We start from the raw sequence: 11495 nt of genomic DNA, 5'->3' as shown, positions 1-11495 counted from the left end.
CCGCCCCATTCTGAGGGACTCAGAAAACGCGTTCGCCGCAATCTGGTCCCCCAGAATGGGGCGGAGGGGCCGAAACCAAGCATAAGTTAACACGGCGCTAGGAAGCGCACGCGGACGCGGTGCGCTGGTGTTTGTCGGCGAAGCCTGCCGGGGCGGCGAACGTCTCGGCGTCCAGCTCCAGGGCTTCTTCCGGGCGTGGATGGATGCAGGGGAAGTCTTTTTCAATGAAGTAACGCAGGCGCGGCTCCGTGCCGGCGGAGAAGTAAACGCCTTCCGCGTCCGGGGCCATCAATCGGTGCAGATCACTTGCGCTGAGTGAGACGGTGAAATCCCCGCCGCGCAGACTAATGGACGTCGTGAGGCTGCCGGGAATGATCGTTGCGGTCCAGGATTGGTCCAGCACGCGCAGCGCCACGCCGATCGGCCGGCCCAGGCGCATTGTCTCCAGTTCGCTGGGAGTAATCCGGAAACGAATGCTGCCTTCTGTCCAGCGCACTTTCATGACCCACTCTCTGACTTTCGCACGCGGCAGGCGCAGACTTTGTATTCCGGGATTTTGGAGACAGGGTCCAGCGCCGGGTTGGTGAGCAGGTTGATCGATTTGTCGTCGCCCCAGTGATAGGGAACGAATACGGTGTCCTCGCGGATCGTGGTCACGACCGATGCCTTGAGCGTGACCGCCCCGCGGCGTGATTCCACCGTGACAAGATCGCCGGTCTTCACGCCGAGGCGTTCGGCGTGCGTGGGATGGATTTCGACGAGCGGCTCCGGGTACATATCGACGAGCGCGCCGATCCGGCGGGTTTGCGTGCCGCTCAGATACTGGCTAATCACCCGCCCCGTCGTCAGCACGACCGGGTATTCCTCGTCCGTCACCTCCGCCGGCGGGCGGTATTCCACGGCGTTGAAGTGCGCTTTCTTGTCCGGCGTATAAAAGACGTTGTTCTCGAATAAACGCGGCGTGCCCTCATGCTCCAGTGTGGGACACGGCCAGAAGACCCCGTACGTCTTCTCGATCTTCTCGTAAGTGATCCCGTAATAATCGGCGGTTCCGCCCTTGGACGCCACGCGCAGCTCGTTGAAGATATCCTCGGCGCATGTGTACGGGAAGTACTGGCCACGCCCGAGCCGCTTCGCGAGATCCAGCAGAATATGCCAATCGATATGCGCCTCGCCGGGCGGATCGACGGCCTGTCGGATTCGAATGACGCGGCCCTCGGCGCTGGTGGTTGTGCCCTCGTCTTCCTCCTGGAGCGATCCCGGCAGCACGATGTTGGCGTGGCGCGCGGTTTCGCTCAGGAAAAAGTCGATGATCGTGTAGTGCTCCAGGCGATTGAACGCTTCCTTGGTGAAGCTCGCATTCGGCAGCGAGACTACGGGATTGAAGCATTGCGAGAGCAGCCCTTTGATCTCACCGGCGTGCATCAGCTCGATGATCTCCTGCGCGGTGTTTCCTTTGCCGGGCATCTCTGATTCCAGAATGCCCCAGACATCGGCGATGTATTTGCGATGCTCGGGATTCTCAATGTCGCGATTGCCGGGGAGCTGGTCACACTTGTGGCCGTGCTCGCGCCCGCCCTGGCCGTTGCCCTGTCCCGTGATCGTCGCGTAGCCGCAGCCCGGCCGGCCGATGCGTCCGGTGGCAATCACGAGATTGATGCACGAGAGCACGTTGTCGACGCCTTTGGTGTGATGCTCGATCCCGCGCGCATGCAGCAGGAAGCTGGTCTTCGCCGGTCCCCACATCTCAGCGGCGCGCACGATCAGTTTGGGATCGACCCCCGCGAGCTCTCCCGCGTACTCCGGCGTGTACTTCTTCACCGATTCTTTGACCGATTCGAATCCAGTCGTGTAGTTGTCGATAAAGTTCTGATCCACCCATCCGCGCTCGATGACGACGTGCAGGATGCCGTTCATCAGCGCCGAATCGCCGCCGGGACGCACGGGGATATGCAGGTCGCAGGTGCGGGCCAGCGGCGTGACGCGCGGATCGATCATGATCAGCTTGGCGCCGCGATCGCGGGCGCGCCAGATGTAATCCGTGGTGATCGGCGCGCATTCGGCGACATTCGCGCCGGTCACAATGATCACGTCGGCCAGCGGAATATCCGCCCAGGAATTTGCCGCTCGGTCGATCCCAAACGCCTTCTTATTACCCGCCCCGGCCGAGACCATGCAGAGCCGCCCGTTATAATCGAGGTTCTTGGTCTGGAGCGCGACGCGCGCGAACTTTCCAGCGAGATACGACTTTTCGTTCGTCAGCGACACACCCGAGAGCATGGCGTACGAGTCTTTGCCGTATGTCTTCTGGATACGCTGGATCTCGGAGACGGTCGTGTCCAGCGCTTCATCCCAGCTGATGGGGACAAAGCCGGCGTCCGAGCGCTTCAAGGGGCGGAGCAGCCGGTCCGGATGCTCGTTCTGCATATAACGTTTGATACCCTTGGGACACAGCTTGCCGCGGTTGAATGGGAAGTCTTCGCGCGGTTCGAACCCGATGACCTTGTTATCTTTGACTTTGAGGTTGATGCCGCACTGCTGGCCGCAAAAGCAGCAATGCGTCGCGACCAGCTTGTCCGGCTCCCCATGATACGGCCAGCCGCCAGGCGGCGTGCGCTGTGGTGTCGGCCCATACTGCTCGACCAGCTGTTCTACTTGAAGCGGTATTCTCGCCATGCGATTTCCTATGCTTTCCCAGACCCATGTGTCTGGATGCGCCGCGAAGGCGTTTAAATAAATCCGGGACCGTCCAGCGCGTCCAGTTGATTGAGCGCAAGCAGTCGGCGGCGGCATTTCGGGCAAACGTCCTGATAGTGCGATCCGTCGGAGAAATGCTGGTCGACGCCGAGCTTGTCCAGAACGACTTTGAGATCTTCTACCTGCATCCGCGAGGCGTAGGGCTCATCGCAGCGGAGGCAGTGCGCCTGCTCCGTGCTGGCGCCTTCTTCCTTGTAATACTGCACGCCCAAATTGGCCGGGCGCTGAAAGATGTGAAAGAACTTGCCGAAGGGCAGATAGAGCAGGGTCATGATCACGCTGAACGCATGCAGAACGGCGATCACACTGTAAGAGTACCCCTTGAGCCACATGCTGCTCACCGTGAGCATAATGCCCGTGATGCAGACCATGAACAGCAGGATCAGCGGTAAAAAATCCATCGAGAACTGCTGGACGGTCATGGCGCCGGGATCGGACATGCGGCGGCGCATGGCGAGGATCATGCCGACAATGACGGCCACCGCGCAGAAGTCCAGAATATGGAAGATCACCCAGCCGACGATCGAGGCCGACGGGAATGTCCCCGCGTGAACGCCGAAGACGAACGCCTGATATGACGTTGGCAGCGCCGGGTCAGCGTCGAAGTGGATCCATCCGAACACCAAGGGGAACGTGACGGCGCACGCGACGAGGCATCCCCAGGACATCAGAAAGTGCGCCATCCAGCGCACGTGATTGCGCCGCTCGATGAAGGTCTGGGCGACCATGTTGTTCCAGATCAGCTTTGCGAGATGCGCAAGGTTGCCGGGCAGGCTTTTGGGTCTGAGAAACAGCGCCCAGCCGCGCCGCCAGTACATCTGGGTCGGCGGCTTCTGGAGCCAGATCGAGTAACGGTAGACGATCCCGAAGGTTGCGAACACGCAGGCGCTTGTGTAGGCGATTAACGCCGGGTCGAAATGGTTCATCCGGCCGGATCCGAAGTAGATCGACGCGATGCTGAGCATCGCGCCGATCAGCGCATTGATCAGGGCCTGACGATCCAGCTTGGCGGCGTCGATCATGCCTTTTCGAGTTTCCTTGCCGGAGGTAATCAAATGTTTGCCCCCGTCGCGACGAGCCGCCCAGCCTTAGGTCCACGCAGGAAGACGAAGTAGTTCGTGATCCAGCAGACGACGCAGAAGGCGCACAGGAATACAAATCCCAGGGCGTAAGATCCCGTTTGTGTCTTGATCATCCCCAGGATGATCGGCGGGAAGAAGCCGCCGAGGCCGCCGATGGCGCCGACCAGCCCCGTGACCGCGCCCGTGTCCTTCGGGAAATGCTGAGGCACCAGCTTGAAGATGGCGCCGCTGCCGCAGCCGATACACGCTGCGGCGCCAAGCGCGCCGATGGTGAATGGGATGATGGCGCTGAACGTCATTCCCAAAACCAGGACGGAGGCGCCGAGAAATACGAACGAAAGAACCCGGGCGCCGCCGATTTTATCGCTGAGCCAGCCGCCGACCGGCCGCATCGCCGTAGCAATCAGCACGAAGCCCGCGACGCGCAGGCCGGCTTCGCCTTTGCTCAGATTAAATACTTCCTGAAGCACTTTCGGCAGACCGATCGCCAGCGCCACGAAGCCGCCGAATGTGACGAAGTAGAACAGAGAGAGCACCCACGCCAGCGGGTTCTCGGCGAGCGCCTTGAGCATTTCGCCCATCGTCTTGGGCTTGGTCGTCGACGGCGCGTCACGCGCCGCCATCAGGAAGAACACGCCGTAGACAAGCGAGATCAGCGCGAAGACTTGATAGGTCGCATGCCATCCCATCGACTGACTGAGGCGCGGCACGGCGAGCAGGGCAATGCTCTGGCCGATATTGCCGGCGCCGTAGATCCCCAGCGCCAGTCCCTGCTTCTCCGCAGGAAACCACTTCGAGGTAAATGCGACGCCGACGGAAAACGAGGTGCCCGCCATTCCCAGAACCAGCCCTCCGATCAGCAGTCCCTGATACGAATGCATCAGGCTGAGCAGAAAGGCGGCCGCGCCGGAAAAGATCAGCAGGCCGCCGAAGACGATCCGGCCGCCAAATCGATCGGCGAGCATGCCCATCGGCAGGCGCATGATCGAGCCGAGGATCACGGGAATGGCGATGAGCAGCCATGTCTGCTGCTCAGTCAGATGCAGTGTGGTCTGAAAGGTCTTGGCGATGGGGGAGATCATTCCCCAAAGCGCGAACGAGATCGCAAAAGCGATCGTGGAAAGCGTCAGTGCTTTCGCCGAGCTCGACTGAGTGTTCATGAGACGTATTTACTCCAAGCCGCTGTCGCGGTCGATCTTGTTGACATATCGCAGGAGCCATAAATTGACGAGCAGGCAGCCGGCCGACGCCAAAAATGTCGGAAGCGCCATCGCGCGATGTCCCGCGAGAAACTCCTCGCTGGCGATCGTGAGGAGCCAGAGCTGCATGAGCAGGATCACGATGATAAAGATCATCACGACGCCGATAGCCTGCGTGCGCTGCGCGGAGCGAACGTCCTTCTCCATTTTGTTCATGAGGTCTTTTCTTTTTCCCAGCCGGTGGCGTAGACCGCGCCGTTTTCGATGGTCAGCGCGATCTTGGGAAGGGGGGAAGGCGGCGGTCCGGAGCGGACATGGCCGGTGGCGGCGTCGAATGAGCCGTTATGGCACGGACAGTTCAACGCGCCGTCGCCATGGCTGTATGTCACCGGGCAGCTCAGATGCGTGCAGCGCTGCCGGAAGGCGGCGAACTCACCGTCCGCAGAACGAATAAGAATGGCCGGATCGTTGTCGGTGGGAAAGCGAAATAGCTTCACGCCGCCCACCGGCACTTCCTCCATGGTCGCAATGTGAGTGCGCGGAGTTTGGTCCTCGGCCAGCTCATGGGAGCGCCGCAGGACGAAGTATCCGTTCCCGGCCGCCATCGCTCCCGAGGCGAGGACCAAAAACCGGGTGAAGTCGCGGCGGGTGATGTAGTTATCGTCGTTCCAGCCAACGGGAAAGTCTTTGCGCCACTTCGGCTTCTTTGCCTCATTCTCCATTTACGGCGCCACCTTTCGAGGTCTGAGCTTGATATCTGAGATCTGGACATCGATCCGCTGCGTTTCTTCCGGCATCACCATATACACCTTTGTTTTGACGGTCTGGTTTCCAAACTTGAACTCGTTGACGGGGTTGCCTTTGCGGCGCTCCTTCCACTCATCCATCGGCCCGAAGTAAAGGGCCTCGGATGGGCAGACGGTGGCGCACATGGGGCGCTTGCCGACTGATGTGCGATCGTAGCACATGTCGCATTTCATCATTTGATCGAATTCGCCGTTATATTTCGGCACTCCAAACGGGCAGGCTACCACGCAGTTGCCGCAGCCCACGCATCGAGGTTTGAGTGAGGTTTGCACCACGCCGTCGGAGGTCTGTTTGATGGCGTCCGCCGGGCACACCTGCGCGCATGTCGGATCCTCGCAGTGCATGCAGACTTGCGGCGTCGTCTGCACGGTCTGCGCGCGATCGATAAACTCCAGATGGATCAGTGACTGTCCTCGGTGCGTTCCGCACTCCGCGCATCCCTGCACACAAGCCTGACAGCCGATACACCGGGCTGGATCGACGATGAACACGTTTTCTATGGACAAAATGATATCTCCCGCTGCTGCCTGCGGCCATGGCTTCTCCGGTGACTACGCCATGAAACGCACGCTGTTCAGTCTTCAGCATTCGAGTGAGCTGCCGCCGAGGTTCCTATTATAGTATGTGTATCAGTTTCGCACATCCACGGAATGGCCGGTTCTATGCTTGGTAGCACCACCGTTACCCATTGTATTACGCGCTTGCCATGAGCTTGTTTTCCGCCGCGACCGCCTTCACAAAGAGGATATTATTCTCCAGGTGAACATGCTGATGTGTGTTCTTCTCAAATGCCTCCAGGGCCTCCAGCATGGCGCGGTAGGTATTGCAGGCCCCGGCGGGCGGAGCGAAGTCATCCGTGAGCTGCCGTATTCTGCTCAAAGCCTCTCCAGAATCGTCATGCTCGGCGAGCATCACCTTGATCGGGTTCCCGAGGGAGCCGCTGTGGAATTTGGGCGGCGTCTCGGCATTGTCCATCTCGCGGCACAGCGGAAATAGGATCAGCTCCTCCTTGGCCAGATGCGCCTCGAAGTCCGGCCGCAGAACGCCAAATACTTCGCTTAGCTCCACCAATCTGTGGTCGTCGGCGCCGTGCGCACGATTGACCTTCGCGATCAGATCCGTGAGCCGGGGCAGCGCCTGGCGCACATAATCGTGATGCGCGGCCTCGATATGATCGCAAAGCTCCGTCATCGACGCCGCAGTCCAGTCCCGCTCCGCCGTATCGTCCGCTTCGGCGTCCACCGCCGTCAGTTCTTCAAGAACGGTCTTGGTATCCAAACCCTTTTCCGCGCACGCCTTGTCCAGCGAGCGGCGTCCTCCGCAGCAGTAATCGATCCCAAGATGCTCAAATACCCGCGAGCGCGCCGGTCGTTCGGCGACGAGCTGGCCGACGCTGGTTTCCAGAGAAATCGTATTCATGTCGAAAAGTCTCCTTTTGCTGCTTCCACGCAATTAATCTAATAAAAGATAATAAGATCTTTTTATCCTTTATTAATTCGCTCCGCTTTGTTAATCAGGATTATGACGTGTACGCCGGCGAAACACATCCCCCAAACGGCGGATTTTGAATGGCGGGCGCTGGCTGAAACGCAAAAACGGGGGTCAGAGCATTATGCTCTGACCCCCGATTTATCTCTGTGGTAGCGAAGAAGAGACTCGAACTCTTGACATTTCGGGTATGAACCGAACGCTCTAACCAACTGAGCTACTTCGCCGTATCAGATGGAATCTACCCCAATCGCAAGTAATTGTCAAGAGGATCATTGAGTTTTCACGAAAAAGAGACTGGCGTTGGTATAATGGCGGCAGTTTCTAGTCTTGAAAAGAAGGCGATCCTCCCATGTCCATTGTGGTGCATATCCCCCATGCCGGCATACAGATTCCCGCATCGGAACGTCAAGCATATACGGTTTCGCCCGGCGAGCTTGACGCCGAGATGCTGCGGATGACGGATCATTACACGGATGAGCTGTTTGGAGTTCAGCACGATCTGATCGCTTCAGTCGTTTTTCCCTGGAGCCGGCTGCTGGTCGATCCGGAGAGGTTTCGAAAGGATACGCAGGAGCCAATGGCGGCGCGGGGGATGGGGGCGATCTATACGCGGACGAGTTTCGGAGAGCCGCTTCGAGATGAGCCGTCGCCGGATGAGCGGGAGCGGCTGCTGCGTGCTTATTACGATCCGCACCACGCCGCGTTCGAAGCGGCGGTCGGCGCCGCGCTGGATCGTGACGATCGCTGTTTGATTGTCGACGCCCATTCGTTTCCATCCATAGCGCTGCCGTGCGATATGGATCAGGCGTCGGATCGGCCTGAGATTTGCATCGGAACGGATGCATTCCACACCCCGGCGTATTTGGCGGAGGCCGCCGCAGGGATGTTCCGAGATGATTTTTGGATCACGGAAGTCAATCGGCCTTACGCGGGGGCGATCGCGCCGATGCGCTGGTATGGCCGGGACAGGCGCGTCGATTCGATTATGATCGAGGTGAACCGAGCCACATATATGGACGAAACGACGGGAGCCAAGCTGCCTGGGTTTGACGATGCGAAATCGGCGCTTCAGACATGTCTGGGGCAAATCATCGGGTATTGGAGCGATCACTTCTGAGAGCAGTCGATTTCGACTGCTCTCAGAGGCGGTCTCTTACGCGCTCGGCAGACGGCCGAGTTCCATGAGTTTGGCCGAACCTTGCTGCGGCAGGGCGGCGGTGAGCAGCTTTTTGGTGGAGTTGTCCACAGTGGTTGTTACCTCGATCTGCCCCTCACGGCAGGAAGGGCAGCGCTTGACGATGACGTCGCAGTGGTTCTTGTCCGTGCCGGGCGCTGCGGCGGGGAGCGTGGCGGCGCTTGTCCAGTCCTGGGTGCGGACATAGCGCGTCATGTCCACGGAGCGGCTGGGGTGGGCGCGGAAGATCGTATGCGTTGTGTACCACTTCTCGCATGGTTCGCAGAAGAACGTCGCCGCGGCGCCGACCGCGACCGCCGCGGCTGCGCCCGACATCAGCACGGCTTCGAATAATTCGAGCGCATAGTACAAATTGCCACTGATCGGTGCGCCGCCCCTGTGCGAATAATCATGCGTGCTGCTGATCGAAACGCCGCTGGCGGCTTTGAGCCGGGACGCGATGCGGATTTCCTGCATCGGACCCAGTTTTCGCTCAACCAGGGCCTGCGCTTTCGGCAATGGCGTCCCAGTGGCGTCGGCAAGGTCCTGGCTGAACACGCTGACGATCATGGGGCGCAGGGCGAGACAGTCGCTGACGTAATTCGTTCCAAAGCTGATCAGGCCGGCGACTGCGCCCGCGCATGCCGCGATTACCGGGCTGCGAATCTTGTTTTTTTTGATGACGGCGGCCAGTGCGGCTCCGGCCAGGAGGCCGAACAGAATGGGCGAGACAAGAAAGAGGTTGAAGAACCCGGAGACCTTGTCGTAGACGATCCCGACGATGGGGCCGACGATCAGCGCCGCCACCCACAGCAGCGGAACTCCGCCTGGACCGCTGCGCCCGCTCGGCTTGTACTTTGGCGCCTCCTGAAGGGGCCCGGGTAAGCTCGCGTTGAGAGGTGGCGCGGTGGCGATGTCTCCTGCCGGCGCATAGCCGTCAGCGGACGCGGGATATGCGGGCGGAGGAAAGGCGTATCCCTGACCAGGATACGGATTGCCTGGATACGGATTTGCGGCCTCCTCCACGCTGTAGGGGTACTGGCTTGCCTCGGCCTCCATCGTGGGGGGCGGTGTGGCGAAGTCATTGGTCGGAATGCGTCCGCAGGCGACGCAGGGATGTTTTTCACTGGGCGTTTCCGCCCCGCACTGCTGGCAGATCATGAAGAATGGCCTTTCCGATCGTTTGCGCGATCGTTGAGAAAAGTGCGATCTAATATGCTCCTGCCGTGTGGTCTCGTGGGGATTTATGGAGAAAGTTACGAATATGATTCACGTTAACCATCCAACACAGCAGTAGTCGCGGGAGCTAAACGTGCAACGCTCGCCTTATGGACATTATACGGCTGATTGGAGATTAGGGCAAGGTGAGAATTACGCCTAATAACCAGGCGTACATTTTATTAGCTGATCCTGTCGTTCAGCGGGTTTTCAGAAGGATCGCGCGCGGGTTCAACCCTGCTTCCCGGCCGGTTCCGACAACGACGCCGGCATCGTTAATTCCCGCCGCTCGTTCGATCGTCCAAAATGTGCCCTGCGTGTAAGTCTTGGTGAGATCGACAATCGACGATCCGTTCCACAGCACCCCTCGCGTTCCCGAAGAATATTGAGACGGATTGTAAGCGAAGCCGACGATCTCTCCTCGGTTATTGACGCCAGAGGCGCTCGTTTCCGGAAAGCCCGTAATTGACGGCAGGATCGTCCGAACCGACCCGTTCCTCCAGGTAACGATATAGGATCCGATTGAGTCGCTGTCGCCTGGCTCCCCGCTGCCTTGTCTGCCGACATTCATGACTACTTGCCTTTGATCGTTGATGAAGACATCCAGGGGCATTTCTGGGAATTTGATTTCGTCCAAGAGGCGGGCTACTCCGCCAATGGTTAAGCGGATACGCGTAGCGCCATGCATCCGGATCGCCTCGACGCGATCTCCCTGGCTATTCTCCGCATAGAGCCTTGCGTTTGACATCCGAAACGTCTTCCCCGGCGTGTAGACTCCCACTGCGGCTTTGTATTCACGGGTTCCGAAGCCCATGGATTCGTTCACGCCCAGCCCAACCGTAACGCCGGCGTTATTGATATGCCTGGCGCTGGCGCAGAGATATCCGGGAAGCGACCCAAGATCTCGAATGGCCCCATGATCCCATAGCACCGCGTTGTACTGCCCGCGTTCGGTTCCAAGGATTTCGCCCCCATCCGTATCGCAATCCCCAGCGATCACACCGGCGTCATTGATGCTATAGGCGATGCTGTTTGCGGGAGGGGAGCTTGGGTCGCTTCGATTCAAGAGCATCGGCAGCTTCGCCATATGGCCGTGACGCCAGAGGAAGGCGGTGGAGTTAGCTTGGCCGACAACATCGCCGGCGTTGTTGATCGCCATTGCCGCGCTTGTCTGCCCTCTCATGGAGCCAAGATCGACGATTGTGGACTGCATTCCGCCGATGACGGAAACTATGCAGAAAGGAAGAATGATTGCGGACAGAATTACGGCGACAAATGCTCGATCGTGTTTCATCAAATCTTGCTTTCGGCGATGGGCGGATCATCTTATCCGTCCGACGAGGCGATCTTGCGCAGTTCGGCGAGGATGACGTGGTTGCCGGGATAGGCGCGGGCGGTGTAGCGGACCTTGCCCGCGCGGTCGATGATCACGATCGTGGGGACGTGGGCGATGTTGTACTGCGTGGAGACTTGCTTTTGATTGTCCAGAAGAACGGGGAAGGGGACTTTGCCCCCGTCTGTTCGATTTTGGAACTCGGGCAGACGGGCGCCGTCGACACTGATGGCGACCAGACGGAATCCCAGTTCGTCCTGTCGCGGGGCGAGTTCGCGCAGGGAGGGCATCTCGGCCTTCCAGGTGTCGCACCAGAAGGCCCAGAAATTGAGCACGACGATTTTGCCCTGATAATCCGACAGCGAGACGCGCTTGCCCTGGATATCGGCGAGGGTAAAGCTTTGCGCCTGACTGCCGATCGCGGGGCCGTCGGC

12 protein-coding genes and 1 tRNA gene are annotated in these 11495 nt (G+C 59.5%); 1 reads left to right on the top strand and 12 read right to left on the bottom strand.

Annotated features, from left to right (window positions below; all coding sequences use genetic code 11):
* Nucleotides 1–97: 97 nt before the first annotated feature.
* The 9 genes from ABIZ35_RS07560 to ABIZ35_RS07520 all read right to left on the bottom strand — a co-directional run bounded on the left by ABIZ35_RS07560 (nt 98) and on the right by ABIZ35_RS07520 (nt 7560).
* Nucleotides 98–502 carry a hypothetical protein gene (locus tag ABIZ35_RS07560; protein ID WP_348219271.1) on the bottom strand — a complete coding sequence of 135 codons (405 nt, stop codon included), beginning with the start codon at nt 500–502 and terminating at the stop codon, nt 98–100.
* Nucleotides 499–2676: a molybdopterin oxidoreductase family protein gene (locus ABIZ35_RS07555; protein ID WP_348219270.1), complete on the bottom strand. Its 2178-nt coding sequence runs from the start codon at nt 2674–2676 to the stop codon at nt 499–501. Before ABIZ35_RS07555 ends, ABIZ35_RS07560 begins: the two co-directional genes overlap by 4 nt.
* A 53-nt stretch (nt 2677–2729) precedes the next feature.
* On the bottom strand, nt 2730–3779 hold the full coding sequence (locus ABIZ35_RS07550) for an MFS transporter (RefSeq protein ID WP_348219269.1): 1050 nt from the start codon (nt 3777–3779) through the stop codon (nt 2730–2732).
* Nucleotides 3780–3808: 29 nt separating this feature from the next.
* Nucleotides 3809–4999 carry a nitrate/nitrite transporter gene (locus tag ABIZ35_RS07545; protein WP_348219268.1) on the bottom strand — a complete coding sequence of 397 codons (1191 nt, stop codon included), beginning with the start codon at nt 4997–4999 and terminating at the stop codon, nt 3809–3811.
* Between the two features lie 9 nt (nt 5000–5008).
* The gene (locus tag ABIZ35_RS07540) at nt 5009–5254 is read right to left on the bottom strand and encodes a DUF6755 family protein (protein WP_348219267.1); all 246 of its coding nucleotides are present in this window, start codon (nt 5252–5254) and stop codon (nt 5009–5011) included.
* A complete protein-coding gene (locus tag ABIZ35_RS07535; RefSeq protein ID WP_348219266.1) occupies nt 5251–5760 on the bottom strand; it encodes a Rieske (2Fe-2S) protein in 510 nt (169 codons plus the stop codon). Before ABIZ35_RS07535 ends, ABIZ35_RS07540 begins: the two co-directional genes overlap by 4 nt.
* Nucleotides 5761–6354: a 4Fe-4S dicluster domain-containing protein gene (locus ABIZ35_RS07530; protein WP_348219272.1), complete on the bottom strand. Its 594-nt coding sequence runs from the start codon at nt 6352–6354 to the stop codon at nt 5761–5763.
* Between the two features lie 184 nt (nt 6355–6538).
* Nucleotides 6539–7264, bottom strand: a complete 726-nt coding sequence (ric, locus tag ABIZ35_RS07525) for an iron-sulfur cluster repair di-iron protein (protein WP_348219265.1) — start codon at nt 7262–7264, stop codon at nt 6539–6541.
* A gap of 219 nt (nt 7265–7483) precedes the next feature.
* Nucleotides 7484–7560 (bottom strand) — tRNA-Met (locus tag ABIZ35_RS07520).
* A gap of 125 nt (nt 7561–7685) precedes the next feature.
* On the opposite strand from ABIZ35_RS07520, the gene ABIZ35_RS07515 reads away from it, so the two are divergent.
* Nucleotides 7686–8453: an N-formylglutamate amidohydrolase gene (locus ABIZ35_RS07515; RefSeq protein WP_348219264.1), complete on the top strand. Its 768-nt coding sequence runs from the start codon at nt 7686–7688 to the stop codon at nt 8451–8453.
* Nucleotides 8454–8489: 36 nt separating this feature from the next.
* Here the strand turns inward: ABIZ35_RS07515 and ABIZ35_RS07510 are convergent, their stop codons facing one another.
* From ABIZ35_RS07510 to ABIZ35_RS07500, 3 genes are all read right to left on the bottom strand, one after another.
* A complete protein-coding gene (locus tag ABIZ35_RS07510) occupies nt 8490–9671 on the bottom strand; it encodes a hypothetical protein (protein ID WP_348219263.1) in 1182 nt (393 codons plus the stop codon).
* A gap of 256 nt (nt 9672–9927) precedes the next feature.
* On the bottom strand, nt 9928–11022 hold the full coding sequence (locus ABIZ35_RS07505) for a hypothetical protein (protein ID WP_348219262.1): 1095 nt from the start codon (nt 11020–11022) through the stop codon (nt 9928–9930).
* A 32-nt stretch (nt 11023–11054) separates the two neighbouring features.
* On the bottom strand, nt 11055–11495 hold a 441-nt coding region (locus ABIZ35_RS07500), incomplete at its 5' end, for a TlpA disulfide reductase family protein (protein ID WP_348219261.1).

The organism is Capsulimonas sp. (genome assembly GCF_039929585.1).
Lineage (GTDB): Bacteria > Armatimonadota > Armatimonadia > Armatimonadales > Capsulimonadaceae > Capsulimonas.
Note: the sequence above shows the minus strand (reverse complement) of the source record. Positions and strands in the feature narration are given on the sequence as shown.